This is a genomic window from Pseudomonas sp. Arb-4-2C (assembly GCF_055755015.1).
Genome location: NZ_CM146899.1, coordinates 98822 through 123968 on the forward strand (window position 1 = coordinate 98822; position 25147 = coordinate 123968).

The 25147-nt window shown below is 59.8% G+C and carries 15 protein-coding genes and 2 pseudogenes; 10 read left to right on the plus strand and 7 right to left on the minus strand.

Translation table 11 applies throughout. The annotated features are described in order from the left end of the window. Positions 1-21: 21 nt before the first annotated feature. Both AC0J41_RS00440 and AC0J41_RS00445 read right to left on the minus strand, forming a co-directional pair. Positions 22-1764, minus strand: coding sequence for a potassium/proton antiporter (locus tag AC0J41_RS00440; protein ID WP_025110229.1), 1743 nt, complete (start codon positions 1762-1764; stop codon positions 22-24). A 327-nt stretch (positions 1765-2091) separates the two neighbouring features. Then, positions 2092-3717 (minus strand): methyl-accepting chemotaxis protein, encoded by a 1626-nt coding sequence (locus AC0J41_RS00445; protein WP_025110228.1) that lies wholly within the window; start codon positions 3715-3717, stop codon positions 2092-2094. 277 nt (positions 3718-3994) lie between these two features. On the opposite strand from AC0J41_RS00445, the gene AC0J41_RS00450 reads away from it, so the two are divergent. The 3 genes from AC0J41_RS00450 to AC0J41_RS00460 all read left to right on the plus strand — a co-directional run bounded on the left by AC0J41_RS00450 (position 3995) and on the right by AC0J41_RS00460 (position 6561). Next, positions 3995-4225, plus strand: a complete 231-nt coding sequence (locus AC0J41_RS00450; protein WP_003220969.1) for a hypothetical protein — start codon at positions 3995-3997, stop codon at positions 4223-4225. Then, a complete protein-coding gene (locus tag AC0J41_RS00455) occupies positions 4222-4524 on the plus strand; it encodes a cell division protein ZapA (RefSeq protein WP_003220971.1) in 303 nt (100 codons plus the stop codon). Before AC0J41_RS00450 ends, AC0J41_RS00455 begins: the two co-directional genes overlap by 4 nt. Positions 4525-4623: 99 nt before the next feature. After that, positions 4624-6561, plus strand: coding sequence for a methyl-accepting chemotaxis protein (locus AC0J41_RS00460; protein ID WP_473014271.1), 1938 nt, complete (start codon positions 4624-4626; stop codon positions 6559-6561). Between the two features lie 48 nt (positions 6562-6609). Here the strand turns inward: AC0J41_RS00460 and AC0J41_RS00465 are convergent, their stop codons facing one another. From AC0J41_RS00465 to putA, 3 genes are all read right to left on the minus strand, one after another. After that, complete coding sequence (locus tag AC0J41_RS00465; protein ID WP_473014272.1) at positions 6610-7338, minus strand: hypothetical protein; 729 nt, start codon at positions 7336-7338, stop codon at positions 6610-6612. A gap of 165 nt (positions 7339-7503) precedes the next feature. Next, positions 7504-9306: an acyl-CoA dehydrogenase gene (locus AC0J41_RS00470; RefSeq protein ID WP_473014273.1), complete on the minus strand. Its 1803-nt coding sequence runs from the start codon at positions 9304-9306 to the stop codon at positions 7504-7506. 244 nt (positions 9307-9550) lie between these two features. Further along, positions 9551-13504, minus strand: coding sequence for a trifunctional transcriptional regulator/proline dehydrogenase/L-glutamate gamma-semialdehyde dehydrogenase (gene putA, locus AC0J41_RS00475; RefSeq protein WP_025110224.1), 3954 nt, complete (start codon positions 13502-13504; stop codon positions 9551-9553). A gap of 456 nt (positions 13505-13960) precedes the next feature. On the opposite strand from putA, the gene putP reads away from it, so the two are divergent. The 7 genes and pseudogenes from putP to AC0J41_RS00510 all read left to right on the plus strand — a co-directional run bounded on the left by putP (position 13961) and on the right by AC0J41_RS00510 (position 21301). Further along, entirely contained in the window at positions 13961-15445 is a 1485-nt protein-coding gene (gene putP / locus AC0J41_RS00480) for a sodium/proline symporter PutP (protein ID WP_473014274.1), read from the plus strand. A 346-nt stretch (positions 15446-15791) separates the two neighbouring features. Then, positions 15792-17804 (plus strand): annotated as a pseudogene (locus AC0J41_RS00485) (type VI secretion system Vgr family protein); the annotation flags it as partial. 248 nt (positions 17805-18052) lie between these two features. Continuing rightward, complete coding sequence (locus tag AC0J41_RS00490) at positions 18053-18838, plus strand: hypothetical protein (protein ID WP_473014275.1); 786 nt, start codon at positions 18053-18055, stop codon at positions 18836-18838. Between the two features lie 14 nt (positions 18839-18852). Then, the gene (locus tag AC0J41_RS00495; protein WP_157836070.1) at positions 18853-19224 is read left to right on the plus strand and encodes a hypothetical protein; all 372 of its coding nucleotides are present in this window, start codon (positions 18853-18855) and stop codon (positions 19222-19224) included. A 126-nt stretch (positions 19225-19350) separates the two neighbouring features. Then, the gene (locus tag AC0J41_RS00500; protein ID WP_473014276.1) at positions 19351-20073 is read left to right on the plus strand and encodes a DUF4123 domain-containing protein; all 723 of its coding nucleotides are present in this window, start codon (positions 19351-19353) and stop codon (positions 20071-20073) included. A gap of 82 nt (positions 20074-20155) precedes the next feature. Beyond that, a pseudogene (locus AC0J41_RS00505) lies at positions 20156-20344 on the plus strand (hypothetical protein); the annotation flags it as partial. A 117-nt stretch (positions 20345-20461) separates the two neighbouring features. Next, entirely contained in the window at positions 20462-21301 is an 840-nt protein-coding gene (locus AC0J41_RS00510; RefSeq protein WP_473014277.1) for a 23S rRNA (adenine(2030)-N(6))-methyltransferase RlmJ, read from the plus strand. Between the two features lie 109 nt (positions 21302-21410). On the opposite strand, the gene msrA is transcribed toward AC0J41_RS00510, so the two are convergent. Beyond that, positions 21411-22076, minus strand: a complete 666-nt coding sequence (gene msrA / locus AC0J41_RS00515; RefSeq protein ID WP_025110217.1) for a peptide-methionine (S)-S-oxide reductase MsrA — start codon at positions 22074-22076, stop codon at positions 21411-21413. A gap of 208 nt (positions 22077-22284) precedes the next feature. Next, positions 22285-24981, minus strand: coding sequence for a putative bifunctional diguanylate cyclase/phosphodiesterase (locus tag AC0J41_RS00520; protein WP_025110216.1), 2697 nt, complete (start codon positions 24979-24981; stop codon positions 22285-22287). Between the last annotated feature and the right edge of the window lie 166 nt (positions 24982-25147).

Consider the following 25147-nt stretch of genomic DNA (forward strand, 5'->3'; position numbering starts at 1 on the left):
GCAAGTGATAGTGGACGCAGTTTAGAGGAAGAGCCCGGGGCCCGGGCGACTTCCTTCGGGGAATCTGACGCCCACTTTGCCGATCTTGTTCCCGTCCATGACCGCGACCGTCCAGTGGGTGTTGTTCCACTCTACCTGGTCGCCAACGATCGGTGCACCACCGACCTTGTGGGCAATGAACGCACCCAGGGTCATGTCCGGATCGATGCCCTCGGCAGGCAACCCGTAAAGCGCTGCAACCGCTTTAAGCTGGGCGTCTCCTTCGAGTACGAAGTCGCCGAAGAAGCGCAGATCCAGACCGCGTTGCGGCGCCTGGCTGAACAGTTTGCCGAGGGCCGGCAGGTTGTGTTCATGGCCGATAACACACAGCAAATCATCGACTTCCAGCACCGTACTACCCGACGGATGGAGCAGTTGCTGACCGCGAAACAGGGCGGCGATGCGCGTGCCTTCGGGCATTTTCAGTTCACGCAGGGGCGAACCGATGCACCATTTCTCCGCGCCGAGCTTGTAGACGAACAGTTCCCACTCACTGGTGATGTGCACTTCCAGCGCGGAACGGGAGATCGGCGCCGGCTCTGGCGGCACCGTTACCTTCAACAGTCTGGCGACCCATGGCAGGCTCGTGCCCTGCACCAACAGCGACACCAGCACGATGAAGAACGCAAGGTTGAAGTACAGCTGCGCATTCGGCAGCCCGGCCATCAGTGGGAACACCGCCAGAATGATCGGCACCGCGCCGCGCAATCCGACCCAGGAAATAAACGCCTTCTCGCGGCCATGGAATGCCTTGAACGGCAGCAGGCCGACAATCACCGACAGCGGCCGGGCGAACAGAATCATCCACAGTGCCAGGCCGAGGGCGGGCAGGGCGATCGGCAGCAGGTCATGCGGGGTGACCAGCAGCCCCAGCACGAGGAACATGCCGATCTGTGCCAGCCACGCCATGCCGTCGAGCATGTGCAGGATGCCGTGACGACTGCGCACCGGACGGTTGCCGATCACCAGACCGCACAGGTAAACGGCGAGGAAGCCGCTGCCGTGCAGGGCATTGGTCAGGGCGAACACCACCAGGCCGCCGGCGATCACCAGAATCGGATAGAGGCCGGTGGCAAGGTTGATCCGGTTGACCAGTTGCAGCATCAGCCAGCCGCCGCCCAGACCGATCACGCCGCCGATGCCGAACTCGCGGATCAGGTGGGTCAACAGGCTCCAGTGCAGGCCGGTCTGGCCGCTGGCGAGCATGTCGATCAGGGTCACGGTGAGGAACACCGCCATCGGGTCGTTGCTGCCGGACTCGATTTCCAGGCTGGCGGTCACCCGTTCGTTGAGGCCTTTGCCGCCGAGCAGCGAGAACACTGCTGCGGCGTCGGTGGAGCCGACGATAGCGCCGATCAGCAGGCCCTGGATCAGGTTCAGGTCGAACAGCCACGCAGCGGCCATGCCGGTCAGCCCGGTGGTGATCAGCACCCCGACCGTCGCCAGCGACAGCGCCGGCCACAAGGCCACGCGGAAACTCGAGACCCGGGTGCGCAAGCCACCGTCGAGCAGGATCACTGCGAGTGCGAGGTTGCCGACCAGGTAGGCCGTGGGATAGTTATCGAAAATGATCCCGCCGCCATCGACCCCGGCGGTCATGCCAACCGCGAGAATGATCACCAGAATGGGGATGCCGAGACGGGAAGAAAGTGAGCTGACAAGAATGCTCGCACCTACCAGCAACGCGCCGATCAAGAACAGGCTGTTGATGGTCGTCGCATTCAAAGGCAGTACTCCAGAAGCGTAAAGACGGGCACAAACTGACCATGCAGTCTGCGTGCCAGCGATTCTAACCTGTTGAAATGTGATGCTGTCAAAAAGGTTTTTCAGTGGGGGATGCAGATTTGGGTTCGGCTTGAGATCGCTGCCCTCACCCTGGCCCTCTCCCGGAGGCGGAGGGGACTGACCGAGTGGCTCTCTCGAGTTACATCGACCTGAAATAGCGAGTCGAACTCAGGTTTTGAAAAGCACGAAGATCTGCTCCCTTTCCCCCTCGCCCCCTTTAGGGGGAGAGGGTTGGGGTGATGGGGCGCTCTTGATCTTGCTTTTAGATCAAAGGCTGAACCGCCCAACCATATTGTTCAGATCCAGCGCCAGGCGCGACAGCTCGTTGCTCGCCGCACTGGTCTGATTCGCGCCGGTGGCCGACTGCACCGACAGGTCGCGAATGTTCACCAGGTTGCGATCCACTTCGCGGGCCACTTGTGCCTGCTCTTCGGCAGCGCTGGCGATCACCAGGTTGCGCTCGTTGATTTCAACGATCGCGGTGTTGATGGTGTCCAGCGACAGACCGGCGCCACGGGCGATGTTCAGCGTCGATTCGGCGCGCTCGGTGCTGTTGCGCATCGAATCCACGGCGTGTTCGGTGCCGCTCTGGATGCTGCCGATCATCCGCTCGATTTCGCTGGTCGACTGCTGGGTGCGGTGTGCCAGGGCACGGACTTCGTCCGCCACCACGGCAAAACCGCGCCCGGCTTCACCGGCACGTGCCGCTTCGATAGCTGCGTTGAGGGCCAGCAGGTTGGTCTGATCGGCCAGGCCGCGAATCACGTCTAGCACCTTGCCGATGTCACGGGATTCGTTCGCCAGATCACCGATCAGGGTCGCAGTGCTCTGCACATCGGCGCTCATGCGTTCGATGGCGCTGACGGTTTCCTGTACCAGGTCACGGCCGTCGCCCGCCGAAGTGGTGGCGTTCTTCGAGGCTTCCGAAGTGCTTACCGCATTGCGTGCGACTTCTTCCACGGCACTGGTCATTTCGTTGACGGCGGTGGCGGCCTGTTCGATTTCGTTGTTCTGCTGGGTCAGGCCACGGGCGCTTTCGTCGGTGACGCTGTTCAGCTCTTCGGCAGCGGAAGCCAGCTGGGTGGCGGAGCCGGAGATGCGCTGCAGGGTGTCGCGCAGTTTCGATTGCATCTTGGCCATGGCCGCCAGCAGGCGCCCGGCTTCGTCGGTGCCGTCAACGTGGATCGGCTGGGTCAGGTTGCCTTCGGCAATGGTTTCCGCCGCGTCCAGCGCTTTCGAGATCGGCTTGGTGATGCTGAGGGTCAGCAGCCAGGCGAACAGGAACGTCAGGCCAGTGGCGACGACCAGCAGGGTGACCACCAGATTGAATGCCGAGGAGTATTGCTCGGCGGCCTGTTGGTTGGTTTCGCTGATCTGCTGGCCATTGATTTGCATCAGGCGGTTGAGCACGCTGTTCATCGCCTCGGAGTTGTCGAGCAACTGGGTGTTCAGCAGGTTGCGCAACTCGTCCACCTGATTGTTGCGCGACAGGCTTTTCATCCGGTCTTCGATCTGGCGGTACTGGCCGAGCAACTGCACGTACTGATCGTACGCGGCGCGCTCCTGCGGGCTGACGATCAGCGGCTCATAGGCGGTTTGGGCGGCGCGGATCTGCTGGTTGCGCATCTCCAGCAGCTCGACGGTTTTCTGCTGCACGTCCGCTTCACGGTTGACCAGCAAACGGTACGACAGCACCCGCAGGCGCAGGGTCAGTTGCGTGAACTCGTCGAGGTTCTTGATGCTCGGCACACTGCTGGTGGTGATGTTCTCGGCAGCGCCGCGGATTTTGCTCATCTGGTTCAAGGCGAACACGCCGAGGATCAGCATCAGGCCGCCGATCAGGGCGAAACCGGTGAACGCCCGGGGGGCGATATTCATATTGCGAAGGGACATGGCGTGATACCAAAAAGGGCCGCATCCATGCGGGCTGAGACTGCTGTATGGATGACTTATCGGTCATACGACTAAAGTCTTGAGGCAGTGTGCGTATTTGTCGCATAAGGGCCTGGGCGACGAAGTGCAGGAACCAGATCGGCAGATCGCAGTCTTTAAAACTCGCAAGAACGGTCGGCCGCCAGGAAAATCAAGGCCTTGCGCCGGTTTAACCCTGGCATCCGCAGTGACTTTTCTTTATCGTACGCGCCCTTTGAAAAACGCCTGGAAGATCAAAATGTTGGAAGCATCCCTCAGCCAATTGGAACAGCTCGTCAGCGACCTGGTGCAACAGAACCAGACCCTCACGCAAACCAACCAGACCCTGTCCACGGAACTGGCCCAGGCCAAGGATGAAAACGAAAGCCTGCAACTGAGCCTGATGGAACAGGAAGAGAAGCACGGCGCCACCGCAGCGCGCATCCAGGCCCTGGTTGATCGCGTCAACGCAGGTCCTGTCAGCGCATGAACCACGGCACCGCAGGGGTAAAAGTCATCTCCATTCTCGGGGAGGACTATTCGATCAAGGCACCGGCCGGGGAAGAACAGACCCTGCTGGACGCCGCACTGATGCTCAAGGCCGCACTGGCCGACACCAAACGCAAATACCCGACGCTGATCGGTGACCGCTTGCTGGTGCTGGCAGCCATGAATCTGTGCTCGCAGCAGATCGAAATGAAGAAGCAGCACCAGGAAGAACTCGACCGTTACCAAGAGCAAGTCAGCGCCACGGTCGAAACCATCGCCAAGACCATCAATCAGGGTTGATGGGGTTGCGCACAACCAAAGAATAGATTGTCGATTGAGTTGTATACAATCGGCACGGCTGTTGCATTGTTTCGGCCACTTATTCTTTGGGGGTGCTCCATGCAGTTGTGGCGACGCAGTATTCAATGGCAGCTGATTCTCAGCATGGGCACCGCCCTGCTGTTCAGCATCCTGATCGTGGTTGGCATTTATACCCTGGTGGTCAACCGCCTCGCCCAGAGCTATCTGGTCGAACAAGCGCTGCCGTCGAGCATCGAAGCGACGCGCAATGACATCGAACGCATCCTCGTTCAGCCACTGACCGCCGCCAAGGACATCGCCAGCAACACGATGGTGCGCGACTGGCTGGCCTCGGGTGAAGACAGCGGAAAAACGGCGGCCTTCGCGCAGTATCTGGAAGGTATCCGCGCCGAACATAAAGCCTTCACCGCATTGATCATCGGCGCCGAATCCAATCACTACGTCACCGAAAAAGGCCTGGACCGCACTCTCAGCCGCGCCAAGCCGGCCGATGCCTGGTTCTATTCCTTCCTCGACAGCAACCAGCCCCGCACCCTGAATATCGACAACGACGGTGCTACCGGAGAATTGGCGCTGTTCATCGATCTGAAGGTCGAGCAGGCGGGCAAAGTGGTCGGCGTGGCAGGGCTTGGCCTGAGCATGAAAGAGCTGTCGGAGCTGATCCACAACTTCAGCTTCGGTGAGCGCGGCAAGGTCTATCTCGTGCGTTCTGACGGTTTGATCCAGGTTCATCCTGAAGCGCAATACAGCGGCAAGCGCACCTTGAGCGAGCAGATCGGCGCCAGCGCTGCGCAAAACGTCTTGGGTCAAAAAGTTGCCGTGAACAGCAGCTTCCAAAGGGACGGCGAAGACTTCCTCGTCTTCAGCCTGCCGTTGCGCGATCTTGGCTGGACCCTGGTGGCCGAAGTGCCGCAGTCGCAGATCTATGCCGAAGCCCGCAAAGCGATGTGGATGAGTGGTGGCATCGGTCTGGCGGTGGCGCTGGTGTGCCTCGCCTTGGTGGTGTGGCTGGCGCAAGGTTTGGTGCGGCCGATTCGTCAGGTAACAGCCGCGCTGGTAGCAATCGGTAGCGGCGGTGGAGATTTGACCCATCGGTTAGATTCCAGCCGCGCCGATGAGCTGGGCGATCTGGCCCGGGGCTTTAACCGATTCCTCGACAGCCAGCGCGGGATGATCGGTGAGGTGCTGACCACCAGCGAACGTCTGCGCACCGCTGTCGGCCAAGTGGCCAGAGTGGTGGAAAACACCGCCGAGCGTTCCGGCCGTCAGCAGGAAATGACCGATATGGTCGCCACGGCGGTGCATGAAATGGGCCTGACCGTGCAGGAGATCGCACAGAACGCCGGCAACGCCGCACTTGCCTCACAAACCGCACGGGACGAAGCGCTGCAGGCGCGGGAAGTGGTCGGTGGCTCGATCCGTCATATCGAAAGCATGTCCGATGAGATTGGCGTGGCGGCTGGCGCGGTCGGTGAGTTGGCGCATCAGGTGGCATCAATCGACTCGGTGCTGGCGGTGATTCGCGGGGTGTCCGAGCAGACCAACCTGCTGGCACTCAACGCCGCCATCGAAGCGGCGCGGGCCGGGGACATGGGGCGCGGGTTCGCTGTGGTGGCCGATGAAGTGCGCACCTTGGCGCGCAGGACCCAAGCGTCCACCGACGAGATTCAGCAGATGATCGGCAGCCTCAAGCAGGGCGCAGAAAACGCCGTGTCGTCGATGCGTACCGGTCAGGCCGCGACGGGGACCGGGGTTGAGTCGAGCCAGCGTACTGGCGCTTCATTGACGGCCATTACCGGGCAGGTCGAGCGCATCAGCGACATGAATCATCAGGTGGCGACGGCGACGGAAGAGCAGTCGGCGGTGACTGAAGAGATCAACCGCAATGTGCAGGGGATTTCCGACCTGGCGCGGGCGACGGCGGGGGAGGTCAGGGCTTGTCGCGAAGACTGCCAGATGTTGCAGAGACTGGCGGATGATCTGGCGCGGCAGATGGGTGGGTTTCGATTAAATTGATAGCGTTTTTTTTCGGTTCGACGCGCCGGCTGAGGCGCGTCGGGCGAATTATCGCGCAGCTTTTATCAGGCGGAGTTCTCTACCGTAAAAGTCGATTCCGCCCAAGGTAAGCAAGTAGTAAACCAGTTTCTCCTTGACCAACCACTCTGCTGACTCATCAACGTAGAGATCGTCTGACGCCAATGTTCTGAACATGTCGTCGTTGTTGAAAGACTGGGAGTTGGGATAGGTCTTATAAGGGGTCACAATTTCATTGATGTAAAGATTGTTGGCTAACTTTGTGTAGGTTTTTTTGCTGACGCGCTCCTGGCTGCCCTCATCTTTCACGTTGTCATTGACTCTGGCCGCCATGAAAAACTGATATTCGCTGAGCATGACATAGGGGTCGATTAACGATTCTGACGTGTCATTAAGCAGTGGCGTGCCGTACACCGTAGCATTCCATTGATTGTCTTGCGTGTGGGTGAAGTCCTTGAAGGTGACGCGATGTGTCGATAAATAGTGATCGCCCACAGAAGTCACTTCAAACATTGCCGTTGCGGTAGTTGTAGTACCAAGCTCGTTATCGCCTGGAGCCATTACGATACTGATCAGGCTCTGTTCATCCGATAATCGTTGATGATTTTTGCTGATGACAGTGGATACGGTTGAATCCTTATTCGTCCAGACCGTACCGTTGCGCAGAGACGTGGCTGAGGTGGAAGCGAGAATGCAGTAGTCCTCGGTCACAATCCCCGGAAGCTTGATGGATCGTTCTTCGAGCGTTTTGCTGCTCATGATGTGTCTGCCTCTCGGAGTGGAAGGTGTACTTCAATTCCATACTTGCCGGGCAAACTACATGTCAGGCGAAAACAGCCTATCGCCAGATCCTGATTTGCACACCTGTAAAGCCTGACAGGTGCGCAAATGTTTTAAGTGTGAGTGGGTAACTCAACGGCTTGATCAGAACCACGCATCCTGCATCGCCAGGCACGTATCATCCCGCGCCTCCAGCAACGCCAGTTCATGGTGACAAGCCGGCACTTCCCACGTCAGGAAATACCGCGCCGCCTGCAACTTGCCCTTATAGAAGTCGGCATCCGCCGCATTGCCATTGGCTAATCCTTCTTCGGCGCGAATCGCCTGCTCCAGCCAGCGCCAGCCAATCACCGTGTGCCCGAACACCTTCAGGTACAGCGCCGAATTCGCCAGGCTGCTGTTGACCTTGCCCTGCGCCAGATCAGTCAACAGCCCAATGGTCACGACTTGCAGACGCGCCACCAGTTTCTCCAGCGGCTCACGCAACTCGGTGAGTGATTCGTGCGCGGTCGCGCGCTCGGCGGTGTTGGCGATCAGGCGGATCAGTTGCTTGAGCCCCGCGCCGCCGTTCTGCGCCAGTTTGCGTCCGAGCAAGTCCAGCGACTGAATGCCGTGGGTGCCTTCGTGGATCGGATTCAGGCGGTTGTCACGGTAATACTGCTCCACCGGGTATTCGCGGGTGTAGCCGTGACCGCCGAGAATCTGGATCGCCAGTTCGTTGGCCTTCAGGCAGAACTCCGATGGCCACGATTTGACGATCGGCGTCAGCAGATCCAGCAACTCGTGGGCCTGTTTGCGCTCGGCTTCGGTTGCCAGCGTGGTGGTGTCATCGAACAGCCGCGCCGCGTACAGACCGAGGTCAAACGCCCCTTCGACGTAGGATTTTTGCGTCAGCAGCATGCGTCTGACATCCGCGTGCTGAATGATCGCCACCGGCGCTGTGCTCGGGTCCTTGCTGTCCGGCACACGACCTTGCGGACGTTCGCGAGCGTACTCCAGCGAATACAGATACCCGGCATAACCGAGCATCACCGCGCCCATACCGACGCCGATCCGCGCTTCGTTCATCATCTGGAACATGTAGCTCAGCCCATGATGCGGCTTGCCCACCAGATAGCCGACACACTCGCCGTTATCGCCGAAGTTCAGTGCGGTGGACGTGGTACCGCGCCAGCCCATCTTGTGGAACAGCCCGGCCAGCAGCACATCGTTGCGCGCGCCGAGGCTGCCGTCATCGTTGACCAGGAATTTCGGCACGATGAACAGCGAAATGCCCTTCACCCCCGGTGGTGCGTCGGGCAGCTTGGCCAGCACCATGTGCACGATGTTTTCCGACAGCGGGTGATCGCCGCCAGAAATGAAGATCTTGTTGCCCTTGAGCCGATAAGTGCCGTCGGACGCAGGTTCCGCGCGAGTCCTGATATCCGACAGCGAAGAGCCGGCATGCGGTTCGGTCAGGGCCATGGTGCCGAAGAAACGGCCGTCGATCATCGGCTGCAGGAAGCGCTGTTTCTGCTCGTCAGTGCCGAAGCTTTCGATCAGGTTGGCCGCGCCCATGGTCAGGAACGGGTACGAAGTGGTTGCCGCGTTCGCCGATTGAAAGTGCGCAAAGCACGCTTGCGACAGCAGCGTCGGCAATTGCATGCCACCAGCCTCGAAACTTCTCGCGGCGTTGAGGAAGCCGGCTTCGAGGAAAGCATCCACGGCCGGCTTCACTTCCGGAATCAGAACCGCCTGGCCGTTCTCGTAGCGCGGCTCGTTCTCGTCGCCCTTGCGATTGTGCGGCGCGAAGTATTTCTCGGCGATGCTGCGCGCGGTGCCGATGGCGGCGTCGAAGGTTTCGCGATTGTGCTCGCAAAAGCGCTCACGCCGGGTCAGGCCTTCGGCATCGAGGACTTCATACAGCTCGAAAGCCAGATTGCGGGAACTGAGCAGCGTCTCGGACATGGCGGCCTACCTGAAATTTGGGGTTGGGCCGAGTCTAGGCGTGCGAATAAAGGCTGAACAGGATGATTGATGGGAGTGATGGAGAGGCGGGGGTGCCACTAATCAAATGTGGGAGCGGGCTTGCTCGCGAATGCGGTGTGTCAGGCAACATTGATGTCGACTGATCGACCGCGTTCGCGAGCAAGCCCGCTCCCACAGGGGTATTGCGTACCGGGCGGCCATTGCGGCGGCCCGATTATCGGTATTAACCGATGGTCATCAGGCTGGCGTTACCACCCGCCGCAGCCGTGTTAACGCTCAACGCCCGCTCGATCACCAGACGCTCCAGCGCAATGTTGGTTTCGCCCTGGGACAAGCCCTGAACGCCAACGATTGCACCGCCACGCTTGGCGATCTGCTGGCAGACGCCGCGCAGCTGATCGGAATGACCGTGGTGCAGGACTGCATCGAACACCACTTCGTCCTTGTTCCAGTCGGCGATCAGCTTGATCCGCGCCTGAACGTCCTTCGGCAGTCGTGCGAACAACGCCTTGCTGATGTCGGACTCCGGCCACACTGCCGAACCGCCGACAGCCAATACCGCCGCCAGTTGGGTCAGCAGATCGCCTTCGACGTCCGCCAGGCAAAGCACGTGCTCGCGCGGCAGGATCGCGTAGCTGTTCTTCTCGCCGGTCGGGCCGGCCAGCACGCGGGTGATACCGCTTTGCGACTGGGCGGCGTACTGCACGCACAGGGCGCTCAGATCGGCGTATTTGTTGCTCTCGGCCCAGGCTTTGAAGGCGTTCAGCGGTTTGCTCATGGCATCACGCAGACGCACGTCCGGGGCGACGACAGCATCACCGCGAGCGAAGGATTGTTCGATCGCATCGGCCGGACGGGTCGACAGCAGGCGGTACAGGTACAGCGGGCCACCGGCTTTCGGGCCAGTACCCGACAGGCCTTCGCCGCCGAATGGCTGCACGCCGACCACGGCACCGACGATGTTGCGGTTGACGTAGACGTTACCGGCGTTGACGTTGTCGATCACCTTGGCGATGGTTTCGTCGATCCGGGTGTGCACGCCGAGGGTCAGGCCGTAGCCGGAAGCGTTGATCTGAGCGATCAGTTGATCGATCTCTTTGCGCTTGTAACGAACCACGTGCAGCACTGGGCCGAAAATCTCGCGCTGCAGCTCGTCAAAGCTTTCCAGTTCGATCAGGGTCGGCATGACGAAGGTGCCGCGTTTGACTTCTTCAGTGTCGGCGATCGCCACCTGGTACACGTTGCGACCTTTATCGCGCATGCCCTGGATGTGCTTGTCGATGCCAGCCTTGGCTTCGGCGTCGATCACCGGGCCGATGTCCACGGACAGGCGCTCAGGATTGCCGAGACGGCTTTCAGCCATGGCACCTTTGAGCATTTCGATGACGCGATCAGCAGAATCTTCCTGCAGGCACAGCACACGCAGAGCCGAGCAACGCTGACCGGCGCTGTCGAACGCCGAGGACACCACGTCGATCACGACTTGTTCGGTCAGGGCCGAAGAATCGACGATCATCGCGTTCTGGCCACCGGTTTCGGCGATCAGCGGAATCGGACGGCCCTGGCTGTCGAGACGGCCAGCGATGTTGCGCTGCAACAGACGCGCGACTTCGGTGGAACCGGTGAACATCACGCCTTTGACGCGCTCATCACCGACCAGACCGGCACCGACGGTTTCACCGCGACCCGGCAGCAGTTGCAGTACGCCTTCCGGAATACCTGCTTCAAGCAGCAGGCGCACGGCTTGCGCGGCAACCAGCGGCGTTTGCTCAGCCGGTTTGGCCAGTACCGGGTTACCGGCAGCCAGTGCGGCAGCGACCTGGCCGCTGAAGATGGCCAGCGGGAAGTTCCACGGGCTGATGCACACCACCGGGCCCAGTGGGCGGTGGGCGTCGTTGCTGAAATCGTTGCGCGCCTGCACCGCGTAGTAACGCAGGAAGTCGACCGCTTCACGGACTTCGGCGATGGCGTTGGCGAAGGTCTTGCCGGCTTCACGGGCCAGCAGGCCCATCAGCGGCTGGATCTCGCCTTCCATCAAGTCCGCGGCGCGTTCCAGAATCGCGGCGCGCTCGGCGGGCGGGGTAGCCTGCCAGATCGGCGCGGCGTTCAGGGCGCACTGGATCGCGTTGTCGACGTCTGCGACGGTGGCTTCCTGCACGTGACCGACCACATCGCGGTGATCGGCCGGGTTCAGCACCGGGGCCGGGGCTTCGTTGCTGGAGGCGCAACCGAGCATCGGTGCGGCTTTCCAGTTGTTGTGCGCGGTGGCGAGCAGGGCGCAGGACAGCGAGGCCAGACGGTGTTCGTTGGCCATGTCGATGCCCGAGGAGTTGGCGCGCTCGGAACCGTACAGGTCACGCGGCAACGGAATGCGTGGGTGCGGCAGGCCGAAACCACCTTCCACGGTCGCCATCTGCTCGATCTGAGCCACCGGATCGGCCACCAGCTCCTGGATCGAAATCGACTGGTCGGCGATGCGGTTGACGAACGAGGTGTTCGCGCCGTTTTCCAGCAGACGACGCACGAGGTACGCCAGCAGGGTTTCGTGGGTGCCGACCGGTGCGTACACACGGCACGGACGGTTCAGCTTGCCTTCGGAAACTTTGCCGACAACCTGCTCGTAGAGCGGTTCGCCCATGCCGTGCAGGCACTGGAATTCGTACTGCCCCGGGTAATAGTTCTGACCGGCAATGTGGTAAATCGCCGACAGGGTGTGGGCGTTATGCGTGGCGAACTGCGGGTAGATGACTTCCGGCACCGACAGCAGTTTGCGCGCGCAAGCGATGTAGGAAACGTCGGTGTACACCTTGCGGGTGTAGACCGGATAGCCTTCCAGGCCTTCGACCTGGGCGCGTTTGATTTCGCTGTCCCAGTACGCGCCTTTTACCAGGCGGATCATCAGGCGATGACGGCTGCGACGAGCCAGGTCGATCACGTAGTCGATCACGTACGGGCAACGCTTCTGGTAAGCCTGGATCACGAAACCGATGCCGTTCCAGCCGGTCAGTTGCGGCTCGAAGCACAGGCGCTCGAGCAGATCCAGCGACAGTTCGAGACGGTCGGCTTCTTCGGCGTCGATGTTCAGGCCGATGTCGTATTGCTTGGCCAGCAGGGTCAGCGACAGCAGGCGCGGGTACAGCTCGTCCATCACCCGCTCGTACTGCGCACGGCTGTAACGCGGGTGCAGTGCCGACAGCTTGATGGAAATGCCCGGGCCTTCATAAATCCCACGGCCGTGGGAGGCTTTGCCGATCGAGTGGATGGCTTGTTCGTACGACGCCAGGTACTTCTGCGCGTCGTGCTCGGTCAGTGCCGCTTCACCGAGCATGTCGTAGGAATAGCGGAAGCCCTTGGCTTCGAACTTGCTCGCGTTGGCCAGCGCTTCGGCGATGGTTTCGCCGGTGACGAACTGCTCGCCCATCAGGCGCATGGCCATGTCGACACCCTTGCGGATCATCGGCTCGCCGCTCTTGCCGATGATGCGGCTCAGCGACGACGTCAGGCCGGCTTCGTTGTGGGTCGACACCAGTTTGCCGGTCAGCAGCAGGCCCCAAGTGGCCGCGTTGACGAACAGCGAAGGGCTGTTGCCCAAATGCGGGTGCCAGTTGCCGGTGCTGATCTTGTCGCGGATCAGCGCATCACGAGTGCCTTTGTCCGGGATACGCAGCAGCGCTTCGGCCAGGCACATCAGGGCTACGCCTTCCTGAGACGACAGGGAGAATTCCTGCAGCAGACCCTGAACAATGCCTGCACGACCGCCGGCACTTTTCTGGTTACGCAGTTTTTCCGCGATGGTCGCGGCGAGTTTGTTGGTGGCTTCGGCCATCGGTGCCGGCAGGCGCGCCTGTTCGATCAGCATCGGCACCACTTCCGGCTCAGGGCGGCGGTAAGCGGCAGTGATCGAAGCACGCAGCACCGATTGCGGCAGGATGCTTTCAGCGAATTCGAGGAAACACTGATGGGCGTGATCGGTGTGGACTTCGCCGGCGTCATCGCTGTCCTTGGCGGTCAAACCGTTCAGCTCGGTCAGGGTTGCACCACCCTCGAGTTTTTCCAGGTAATTGAAAATTGCCTGCTTGATCAGCCAGTGCGGTGTGCGATCAATCGAGGTCGCGGCAGCCTTCAGGCGCTCGCGGGTCGGGTCATCGAGTTTGACCCCAAGGGTGGTGGTAGCCATATTTTTATCCTCATGGTTGCCACAGTTGCGTGGCATCAGCTGGCGGCAAGATTAGCCGTGCGCCGAAAGAGGTGCAACCGGGTGCAACCCTTTTTTGTCGGAAAAATAAACGCCTCATCAGGAATTATTTTCTGGTACTCGAGTGCAGCACTTGCTTGGTGCGTTTGCTTCTAGCAAAGCGTTCTGACTGCGTTAAAAGGGAGCAAAAAACGCTTATTTGTGGGTATATCCGACTAGGTGCAACTTATTCTCGAGAAACTGGTTGCACCTATTTTACTTTGTTGCATAGCATTCGCGCCCAAGGTGCAACCGGGAATACCCGATGCATCGGCTGGTGGCTTTCCTGGGGAAACATCAGTCCTAAATGCGCGGGATCCCGATTCGTCTGCCAAACGTCGTCGTTTGTGTGCGATTCATCACCGCTGCTACATAAAAACAAAGCCAGGGCGTAACTTAATGAGCGTAAGCAATCCAACACTGATCACGTTCGTGATCTACATCGCAGCAATGGTGCTGATCGGCTTCATGGCCTATCGCTCCACCAACAACCTCTCCGACTACATTCTTGGCGGCCGCAGCCTCGGCAGCGTCGTGACGGCTCTGTCTGCCGGTGCTTCCGACATGAGCGGCTGGTTGCTGATGGGCCTGCCGGGTGCCATCTACATGTCCGGCCTGTCCGAAAGCTGGATCGCCATCGGCCTGATCGTCGGTGCCTACCTGAACTGGCTGTTCGTCGCCGGTCGTCTGCGCGTGCAGACCGAGCACAACGGTGACGCCCTGACGCTGCCGGATTACTTTTCCAGCCGTTTCGAAGACAAAAGCGGCCTGCTGCGCATCATTTCGGCGATCGTGATTCTGGTGTTTTTCACCGTTTATTGCGCATCTGGGATCGTGGCCGGTGCCCGTCTGTTCGAAAGCACCTTCGGCATGTCCTACGAGACGGCGCTGTGGGCCGGTGCTGCGGCGACGATTGCCTACACCTTCGTCGGCGGTTTCCTCGCAGTGAGCTGGACCGACACCGTACAAGCCACCCTGATGATTTTCGCGCTGATCCTTACGCCGATCATCGTCCTGTTGGCCACTGGCGGCGTCGACACCACGTTCCTGGCGATCGAAGCACAGGACCCAAGCAACTTTGACATGCTCAAGGGCACCACTTTCATTGGCGTCATTTCGCTGATGGGCTGGGGCTTGGGCTACTTCGGTCAACCGCACATCCTGGCGCGTTTCATGGCGGCTGACTCGGTGAAGTCGATTGCCAATGCCCGTCGCATCTCCATGACCTGGATGATCCTGTGCCTGGGCGGCACCGTGGCTGTGGGCTTCTTCGGTATTGCCTACTTCTCGGCACACCCGGAAGTTGCAGGTCCGGTGACTGAAAACCACGAGCGCGTCTTCATCGAACTGGCCAAACTGCTGTTCAACCCATGGATTGCCGGTGTTCTGCTGTCGGCCATTCTGGCTGCAGTGATGAGCACCCTGAGCTGCCAGTTGCTGGTGTGCTCGAGCGCCCTGACTGAAGACTTCTACAAAGCGTTCATCCGCAAGACAGCTTCTCAGAAAGAACTGGTCTGGATCGGTCGCGCCATGGTGTTGGTGGTCGCGCTGATCGCCATCGCACTGGCAGCCAACCCGAAAAACCATGTGCTGGGTCTGGTCAGCTACGCGTGGGCCGGTTTCGGTGCTGCGTTCGGTCCGGTGGTGCTGATCTCGGTCGTCTGGAAAGGCATGACTCGCGATGGCGCACTGGCCGGTATCCTTGTCGGTGCGATCACCGTTGTGGCGTGGAAACATTGGGAAGTGATGGGTCTGTACGAAATCATCCCGGGCTTCATCTTCGCCAGCCTGGCGATCTACATCGTCAGCAAGTTCGGCTCGCCAACCACTGGCATGGTGCAGCGCTTCGAAGCGGCGGAAAAAGATTTCCACCTGAACAAGTGATGCATTGAGCTTCGGCTCACAAAAAACGGCCCGTCTCCGAAAGGAGGCGGGCCGTTTTTTTGTGCCTGTGATTTCTCTGATTCACCACAAACCCCTGTAGGAGTGAGCCTGCTCGCGATAGCGGAGTACCAGTCAGCATTCTTTTAACAGATATGCCGCTATCGCGAGCAGGCTCACTCCTACAAGTGGTGGTGGTTTTGAGGGCTGTGTCTGTAGTTGGATGCGCCGATATTCGAAGGCTTTTTCGACAGAAAAAGTAGGGAAAATCTGATTTTCCCGTCACTCACCCAACCCTCCTTGTCCCTCATGCAGAATCGCCCGCCCTCATTCTGCAGAGACACATCGGATGTTCGCGCCTGCCAATCAACCGCGTTTCACGTTGACCCTCGAAGGCGCCCAACTTGACCTCAAGGTCCTTGAGTTCACGGGCAAGGAAGCCATCAGCCAACCCTATCGTTTCGAACTGGAACTGGTCAGTGAACGGCCCGATCTGGACCTCGAAAGCCTGCTGCACCGTCAGGCGTTTCTGAGTTTTGACGCGGACGGTTCCGGTGTTCACGGTCAGATTTATCAGGTCGGGCAGGGCGACTCCGGGAAACGTCTGACTCGCTATCACTTGAGCCTGGTCCCGCGTCTGACGTACCTCGGGCACCGCATCAATCAGCGGATCTTCCAGCATCAAACGGTGCCGCAGATCGTTGCGCGGATCCTCAAGGATCACGCGATCCTGCGCGATGCGTTCGAGTTCCGCCTCGGCAGCGACTACCCGGTGCGTGAATATTGCGTGCAGTACGCCGAGAGCGATCTGGCGTTCATCCAGCGCCTGTGTGCCGAGGTCGGCATTCATTACCACTTTCAGCACAGTCCCGAAGGCCACGTATTGGTGTTCGGCGACGATCAAACGGTGTTCCCGCGTCTGGCAACGCCGACGTTGTACCTGCCGGGCAGCGGCATGGCGGCAGGCGCGCCGGCGATCCAGCGTTTCAACGTGCGCGTGGAGACCCGTACCAGCGTGGTTACCCTGCGTGACTACAACTTTGAAAAGCCGCGCGTGCAACTGCAAAGCCGTAGTGAAAGCGAGCAGCGCCCAGTGCTGGAGGACTATCACTTCCCCGGTCAATTCAACGATCGTGAAACTGGCAAGGACCTGGCACAACGTGCGCTTGAGCGACATGTCGCCGACTACCGTCAGGCCGAAGGCATCAGCGATGAATCCTCGCTGGTGTGTGGATATTTCCTGCAACTGACCGAGCACCCGCGCCAGGACTGGAATGATCTGTGGCTGCTCACCGCCATCGAGCACTGTGGGCGACAGCCGCAAGTGCTGGAGGAATCGGTGACCAGTGATGGGGAAACATTCCAGGGCTACCGTAATACCTTTCTCGCCACGCCGTGGGATGTGTTCTTCCGCCCGGCCCTTGGCCCGGAAAAACCACGGATGCTCGGCTATCAACCAGCGGTGGTCACTGGGCCGAAAGACACGGAAATCCACTGCGACGAGTACGGCCGGGTCAAGGTGCAACTGGCCTGGGATCGTGACGGCGAACTCAACGAGCACTCCAGTTGCTGGCTGCGTGTCGCTACGGGGTGGGCGCATGACCATTACGGCAGCGTGCTGATCCCACGGGTCGGCATGGAGGTGCTGGTCGGGTTCATCGACGCCGATGCCGACAAACCCTTGGTCATGGGTTGTTTGCCGAACGCCGCGACGCCAGTGCCGCTGGATTTGCCGGCCGACCAGACCCGCAGCATCTTCCGCAGCCAGAGCAGCCCCGGTGGCGGCGGTTACAACGAACTGCGTATCGAGGACAAAAAAGGTGCCGAGGAAATCTACCTGCGCGCCCAGCGCAACTGGACCCAGCATGTACTACACGACCAACAGGTGCAGGTCGACAATCAGCGCAGCATCGTCGTCACCGGCACCGCAAAGCATGAGCTGAAGGCGGACGAACAGCGCATCACCCACGGCCAGCGCCAGGCCGAAGTGAAGAGGGACGACCATTTGACGGTTGTTGGCGATCGGCACATTCGGGTGAGCAATCAGGCAACCAGCGCCAGCGGACAGTTCCACGTCAGCGCCGGGCAACAAGTGGTCATCGATGGCGGTGCGAGCGCGACGATTCAGGCGGGTGGGCAGTGGATCAACATCGGCCCCGGCGGGATCTTCAGCAGCGTGCCGATTCAGGTCGGTGGTGCGCCGATGGCGGCGATGAGTGCGGCACCGATTGTGCCGGGATTGCCGGAGAAACTGGCGGCAGCGCCCTCCGCCATCCTCACGCCGGCACAGATCATGAGCCTGAATAGCGATGCACCGTTCTGCGAAGAGTGCGAGCGCTGCAAGAATGGCCTCTGCCCGGCGCCCGACACGTTGTCGCAACCCCCAAAGTCCTCAGCCCGGCCGGCGCTTTCGGGCGCTGAGCCGGGCTTTCATATTGTTGAACAGGGAATGTCGCGGTCTGCGCTGGAATCCACACTGTTCCCGCAGCCAGATCCGGCCGTGCTGGAGAAATTTCGCAGCCTCAATCCGCACTCAGTCAATACGCCAAACCTGGGCAACTGATCGTCCTCAGCGATCCACGTAATACGCAATGCACTCGGGAATAGGCGTTGCTGATGGAGGCGGCGCAGAAAGTTGATGCGGCGTTGGCGCCGATGAGTGATGCGGAGGCGGAGTTTATGGCTCGGCATCATGGGGAGATTGAATCGTTTTTATCGCAGGGTTCGACAAGCGTGGGGATTGGGGCGGCGATGTTCAGTAATCATTTAAAAAATCTCGCCGGCACGTTGAGTGAGTGGGAATCACTGCATAAGGAAACCTTCGATAAGCACGGCAAGCTTAAAGGTGTTGATTTCTTTGAAAAGCGAAAACAGTTGATGACGCAACTGGATAACAGCCTCAGTCCCTTAATGCGAAAAATGGTTGGTTTGCCCGATCACCCGAACCTTAGGAAAGCACTGGGCATTTCCAGCCGCAGCCTTGTCCATCACTGGAGCAAGGTGGGTACTTCAGCCGGAATTCCGGGGTATGCGACGCATATTGAGGGGGTAAGTAAGGCGAGCAAGGTAATAAAAGTGGGGGGCTGGATCGGAGTTGGGCTACAGGCCACAGCATCGGGAATTAAGGTCAAGGAGACCTGTCGAGAGGGTACTGAAGAGGCTTGCAGGAGAGTGCGGTTCACCGAAAGTGGGAAATTTAGTGGAATTGTCATGGGCGGAGCCGCAGGGGCGGCAATTGCGGGTCCGGTGTGCGCCGCTATCGGGCTTAGCACTTTGGGGGCAGGCGGAATCGCCTGCGGTCTTGTGTTGACTGGTTTGGGTACCGCTGTGCTGGGCAATACTTTCGGGGAGTGGGGCGAGCAAGGGGCAGATGTTGTCTATGAGATCCAGAAATGAGATCGGATATTGAAATGCTGTTCCTGTTAAGTGGTTTGGTATTGATTGCACTTATTTTTCTGTCGTCATTGATTTTGCTGTTTGTCGCTTATTTTTTTGCGCGGGATATCTTTAAGTGTTTGAGCAATTCACCGGCTGTTATTTCTAGAAAACGCACCTTGGGGTGGGAGCCGATTGGCCGATTTCTATTTATTAGTAGTGTGGGCACGCTCATGATCTTCTCGCGTAAATCCATACGAAATGGAGAGCTGGACGCCAAGGATTACGAAGCCTTGCCAGTAGGCTTGCGGCGGATAATTTTATTTTCCAATTGGATGATGTTGGTGTTAAGCACCCTTGCAATAATCGGTGTGGTGTTGGGGAAGGTTAATGGTTGGCTGAGTTAACCATTTTTCGGTGATCAATCTGTTTTTGTCATTCAGGTTGTCTCTTTACGCTGGTTTGTAATTCAGCCATTTGTTTTTGTAGATAACAGCATTCTCGATATTGTCGAGAGCTGAATAGGTCGTTGAATGAAAAAACTAATTCCCCAACATTGGTTACAGCGTCAGCCGCTAATGGCCGATGAACAACTGTTTGCAGTTCTCAGCAGCACCAGCGATGGCGAGCCATTCAAGATCTGGAGCGGGTCAACTACCGCCCAAGCGCCAAGTCCGATTTGGGCGGATACGATTTACGCCGAGTGGGATGCTGTGATGCCTTTCGTGGGAATTGTCCCGGCAGACAGTGAGTTTCTCGATTGGGTGGCGACTACCGAGTCTCTTGATTGGGGCTGGCTAGCGGTTTCTTCGGCGAGCCTTGAAGTGGTGGTTGAGCATTTGCGCAGTTTGACCCAGGTGTTGATGCCGGACGGCAAAGCGGTGTTTTTCCGTTTTTGGGATGGGCGGTTTCTGTTGCCGATCCTGCATTCGGACGCAGTGGATTCGGCGCAACTGATGCCGGTGATATCGCGCGGTTTGATCAATGGTCAGGCCGTGGCTGTCGGGGGCAGGGCGCAGGCTTCGGAGCGGGTGTTTCCTTGGTGGACAGTACCGGAGTCGGTCTTGGCTGCGGCGGGTGACGACGTTCGCGTCGGCAATGCTGTGCAGTGGCTGAGCGAGGAGCATCCGATGCTCTTCGAGGACTTCCCCGAGCCGGTTCTACGCTGCAAGGTCAGGCAGTTTTTTCAGGTCGCAACGTCGGAAGAATCGTCACAGTCGGCGTTGTTGGAGTATTTGCTGACAGAGTCGGAGTGAGGTTTCCGGGCGAAGGCCCCGGACGTTTCCTTCGAGTCGCGGCGGTTTTCATGAACTGGTAGGCGATGGGTTGCAGGGATAGCTGATGGACGCCGCCAACTACCGCATCCGCACCGTCGTCCAGGTGCTGGAAAACCTGTGCATGCGCGGCTCGATCGAGTGCGACTCCATCATCCTCAGCGACTTCGCCAAACTCTGCGCCATTCCCTTGCGTGATGGGTGTGATTTGCTGGATGTGATCGGGAAACGATTGGGCTCAATGCCGAACTGAATGTTGGTGAGTTTCAAACTGTGGCGGGTTCTTGAGATGTGAGAGGCCCACTCGGCCGCCAACCCCTGACTTGCCGCCCGGTAAAAGGTAAACTTCACGGCCCTCGCAGGAGCAGCCATGAATTATCGTCACGCCTTCCATGCCGGCAATCACGCCGATGTGTTCAAACACCTGACTTTGACCCGTCTCATCGCCCTGATGTCGCGCAAGGAGCAGCCGTTTGCCTATCTCGACAGCCACGCCGGCATCGGTCTGTATGACCTGCAGGGTGATCAGGCCAACCGTACCGGCGAGTACCTGGAAGGCATCGCGCGCTTGTGGGATCAGCCGGATCTGCCGGCGCTGACCGCCGACTACATGAAAGTGCTGCACGAGATGAACCCGGATGGCCAGTTGCGCTATTACCCGGGTTCGCCGGAGTTGGCGCGGCGTCTGACCCGGCCGCAGGACCGGGTGATGCTCAACGAGAAGCACCCGGAAGACGGCGTGCTGCTCAAGGACAACATGGCCGGCGATCGTCGGGTGAAGGTGCATCTGGGCGAGGGCTGGCATGTGGCGCGGGCGATGTTGCCGGTGCAGGAGAAGCGTGCGGTGATGTTGATTGATCCGCCGTTCGAACAGCTCGATGAAATGCAACGTTGCGCGGCGTCGTTGAAAGAGGCGATTGGCCGGATGCGCCAGACCGTGGCGGCAATCTGGTACCCGGTGAAGGACCAGCGTGCGCTGCGTCGTTTCTATCAGGACCTGGCCGGTACTGGTGCGCCGAAACTGCTGCGCGTGGAGCTGTTGGTGCATCCGCTGGATACGCCGAACAGCCTGAACGGTTCGGGCATGGCGATTGCCAATCCGCCGTGGGGGCTGGAGGAAGAATTGCGTGAGCTGCTGCCGTGGCTGTCCAGGAAACTTGGGCAGACCCAGGGTGGGTGGCAGATGGACTGGTTGATTGCCGAGAGTTGATCAGTTGCTTTGATGGTGTCTGATCGGACGCCTTCGCGAGCAAGCCCGCTGCCACATTTGGAACGCATTTCAAATGTGGCAGCGGGCTTGCTCGCGAAGCTTCCAGACTTTAGTTGCCCGCCAGACTCGGTGGCATGCACACGCCGGTGCCGCCGATCCCGCAGTAGCCTTCGGGATTCTTCGCCAGGTATTGCTGGTGATACGCCTCGGCGAAGTACACGGTCGGCGCCTGTTCGATGTCAGTGCTGATTTCGCCCAGACCGGCCTTCGACAGTTCAGCCTGATACACCGCTTTGCTCTTGAGCGCCGCATCCAGTTGCTCTGGCGAGGTCGCGTAGATCACCGAGCGGTACTGGGTGCCGATGTCGTTGCCCTGGCGCATGCCCTGCGTCGGGTTGTGCAGTTCCCAGAACATCGCCAGCAGCTCTTCGTAGCTGACTTTGGCCTTGTCATACACCACCAGCACCACTTCGGCGTGGCCGGTCAGGCCCGAGCAGACTTCTTCATAAGTCGGGTTCGGCGTGTAGCCACCGGCGTAGCCGACCACGGTGCTGACCACGCCTTCACGCTGCCAGAAGCGGCGTTCGGCACCCCAGAAGCAACCCAGACCGAAGATCGCGAAGTCGACGTCCTGGAAGAATGGGCCGAGCAGCGGGGTTTCTTCGAAGACGAAGTGCTTTTCAGGCAGGGTCATCGCGGTTTCGCGTCCGGGCAGAGCTTGGTCTTTGGTCGGTAGCACGTTTTTGTTCACCAGAATTTCCGAGCGCAGAACCATGATCGTTCCTCTCAGTCAGGATGGGATGTAAAAAATCAGACCGCCAGTGTGCCCAATGATGCCCAGTTAATCACTACCCAAAATGTGCGGGTACTCGCACCCATTGTAGGAGTGAGCCTGCTCGCGATAGCGGTATTTCAGTAACGAATAAGTTGATTGACCTACCACTATCGCGAGCAGGCTCACTCCTACAAGGGATCTGTGTTGTTTAGAGGCAGAGCGGGCCGCGTGGGTAGCGCTTGAGCGCCTGGATCAGCTCGGCGCCGGGTATCGGGCGGTCGAACAGGTAGCCCTGGCCGACATCGCAGCGGTGGCGACGCAGGAATGCCAGCTGTTCGGCGGTTTCGATGCCTTCGGCCACGACTTTGAGCTTGAGGTTGTGCGCCATGGCGATCACCGCCGAGGTAATTTCCATGTCGTCCTGGTTGTCCGGGATTTCGTGGATGAAGCTGCGATCGATCTTGATGATGTCGATCGGGAATTTCTTCAAATAACTCAGCGACGAATAACCGGTGCCGAAGTCGTCCATGGCCAGGGTCAGGCCCAGGCGCTTGAGCTGGTCGAGCTGCAGGTGCGTGTCTTCGGTGGCTTCCAGCAGCAAACCTTCGGTCAGTTCCAGCTCCAGCAGATTGGCCGGCAGCGCTTCTTCCTTGAGGATGTTGGCGATCGAGGCGACCAGGTCCGGGTCGGAGAATTGCTTGGGCGACAGGTTGATCGCCACTTGCAGATTGCCCATGCCGGCAGCGGTCAGCGCTTTGCTCATGCGGCAGGCCTGACGGGCGATCCACTTGCCGATCGGAATGATCAGGCCGGTCTCTTCGGCGACGCTGATAAACTGGTCCGGACGGATCATGCCACGCTCCGGGTGGTTCCAGCGCAGCAGTGCCTCCATGCCCAGCAGGCGACCGCTGCGCAGGCACAGCTTGGGCTGATAGAACACGTCCAGCTCGTTCTGGGTCAGGGCGCGGCGCAGGTTGTTCTCGACGAACAGCTTGTAGCTGGCCTCGGCGTTCAGCGCCTCGGTGAAGACTTGCACCTGGTGTTTGCCGTTGGCCTTGGCCTTGTGCAAGGCCAGGCCTGCGTTGCGCATCAGGGTCTGCGGATCGCGCCCGTGCAGCGGCGCACAGGCCAGGCCGACCGAGCCGGTGACGCTGATCAGTTGGTTGTCGACGAACATCGGTTTGTCGAGGGTCATCAGCAGTTGGCTGGCGATCTGCTGCCCGGCTTCGAGATCGGTGTCGTCGAGCAGCACGGCGAACTCGTTACTGGCAAACCGCGCCAGGCTGCCGCTCGGGCTCAGGCTGTTGCGCAGGCGCCGGGCGAGGCTGATCAGCAGTTTGTCGCCGGTCTGGTGACCGAGGCTGTCGTTGATTCGTTTGAAGTTGTCGATGTCCACCAGCAACAGGCTGATCGGGGTATCGCTATCCCGGGCGAAGCGTTCGTCCAGATTGCGGATAAATGCAGGCCGGTTACCGAGGTTGGTCAGGTTGTCGGTGTACGCCAGACGCTCGATGCGCTGTTGCGCGAGTTTGGTCTGGGTAATGTCTTCGTAGATGCCGATGTAGTGCGTCAGCTCGCGGTTGTCGCCATACACCTTGGAGATCGACAACTGACCCCAGTACGGTTCGAGGTTCTTGCGCCGGCTCTTGAATTCGCCCTGCCAGCTGTTGCTCTTGGCCAGCGCCGAGGGCGCGTCGAACAGCAGTTCACTGAGGTTTTCCAGGGCCGGAAGCTCCGACAGGCGCTGGCCGTGGACTTCCTCGGTGGAGTACTGGGTGATCGCGGTGAAGCTCGGGTTGACGTACTCGACCACGCCGTCGCAATTGACCAGCAAAAAGGCGTTGGCGCTTTGCTCGACCGCGCGCTGGAACAGGTGCAGGGCGCTGGTGGCGGTGCGACGGTTGTGGTTGTTGATGACCTGGGCGAACTGGTCTGCCAGCTCACCGGCAAAGGCGATTTCGTCGGACTGCCAGGCGCGGGTGACGCCGGTCTGTTCCAGGCAGAGCACGCCGACCACTTGGCCATCGACGCGGATACTGGCGTCGAGCATTGCGTTGACGTCGCGCGGGCGCAGGGCTTCGGCCATCTCGCGGGTGCGCGGGTCGCGCATGGCGTTGTGCGCGTCGATGGCGCGACTGCCGTGCAGGGCGTCCATGTAGTCGGGGAAACCGCTGATGTCGATCACCTCCGGCAGGATGTATTCCTGAGTCGCGCGGTGATACGCCGAAATCGGCACCAGCAGATTACCTTCGAGGTTCCACAGGCTGGCGCAGTCGATTTCATAGATGTCACAGGCGCAGCGGGTGATCAGCTCGGCGGCTTCCTGCAGCGAATTGTGGCTGCTGTAGCGCTGGCGGGCCAGCAACAGGATCAGATCCTGCTGGGCGCGCACCCGATCCAGATGTTGCAGTTGTTCCTGCTGGGCACGCTGGTTGAGTTCCAGGGCGATCTGCAGGCGGGAGTTCTGGGTTTCGAGGTCGACGGACGGCAGCGTGGGCGCTTCAGCGAACACGTTATCAACGGCCAGCAAATAGCCGCGCAACAGGTGGCGATTGTGCTGTTTGTAGGCTTCGCCGAGTTCGAGGATGCTCAAGGCGCCGGCGGCGGTGTGCAGGGTGTAGCGCACCAGATAATGCGGGCTGACGCCGAGTTGCTGCTGGATGGTGTCGTGCAGTTGATAGCGCGCTTCAGGCTCCATCAGGCTGGCGTAGGGCGAGCCGACCAGCGCACAGAGTTCGACCGCCGGTTGGCCGAACTGACGCTCGCAGTTGGGGTCGAGAAACAGCATCGCCCAGCTGGCTTCATTCAAGCGCTCGAAACGCAGCATGCCGAGCCGCGAGGGCACAGGCAACTGCGTCACTACCTCGGCCGCCATACGGCTGGCGGCATCGGGTTGGCTCTTCATGAAGGAACTCGCTTGGAAATATGCTGAACGCGCCGGGCTCTCGCCCTCTTTACTGTTGCCTGCGGCAAGGTTGCATCATTGCGGCACCGACTGACAAGAGAGATGAAGGCCAAGTGCTATAAGAATATGTCGGCCGCGCAAGGCATTTCTCCAGCGCCTCTCGTAA

Coding starts and splice junctions, on each gene's coding strand:
- msrA (WP_025110217.1), bottom strand. CDS start 22,076: ATGGTTCTGCGCTCGGAAATTCTGGTGAACAAAAACGTGCTACCGACC.
- putP (WP_473014274.1), top strand. CDS start 13,961: ATGAGCGTAAGCAATCCAACACTGATCACGTTCGTGATCTACATCGCA.
- AC0J41_RS00445 (WP_025110228.1), bottom strand. CDS start 3,717: ATGTCCCTTCGCAATATGAATATCGCCCCCCGGGCGTTCACCGGTTTC.
- AC0J41_RS00465 (WP_473014272.1), bottom strand. CDS start 7,338: ATGAGCAGCAAAACGCTCGAAGAACGATCCATCAAGCTTCCGGGGATT.
- AC0J41_RS00520 (WP_025110216.1), bottom strand. CDS start 24,981: ATGAAGAGCCAACCCGATGCCGCCAGCCGTATGGCGGCCGAGGTAGTG.
- AC0J41_RS00455 (WP_003220971.1), top strand. CDS start 4,222: ATGAACCACGGCACCGCAGGGGTAAAAGTCATCTCCATTCTCGGGGAG.
- AC0J41_RS00450 (WP_003220969.1), top strand. CDS start 3,995: ATGTTGGAAGCATCCCTCAGCCAATTGGAACAGCTCGTCAGCGACCTG.
- AC0J41_RS00500 (WP_473014276.1), top strand. CDS start 19,351: ATGAAAAAACTAATTCCCCAACATTGGTTACAGCGTCAGCCGCTAATG.
- AC0J41_RS00460 (WP_473014271.1), top strand. CDS start 4,624: ATGCAGTTGTGGCGACGCAGTATTCAATGGCAGCTGATTCTCAGCATG.
- AC0J41_RS00495 (WP_157836070.1), top strand. CDS start 18,853: ATGCTGTTCCTGTTAAGTGGTTTGGTATTGATTGCACTTATTTTTCTG.
- AC0J41_RS00510 (WP_473014277.1), top strand. CDS start 20,462: ATGAATTATCGTCACGCCTTCCATGCCGGCAATCACGCCGATGTGTTC.
- AC0J41_RS00470 (WP_473014273.1), bottom strand. CDS start 9,306: ATGTCCGAGACGCTGCTCAGTTCCCGCAATCTGGCTTTCGAGCTGTAT.
- putA (WP_025110224.1), bottom strand. CDS start 13,504: ATGGCTACCACCACCCTTGGGGTCAAACTCGATGACCCGACCCGCGAG.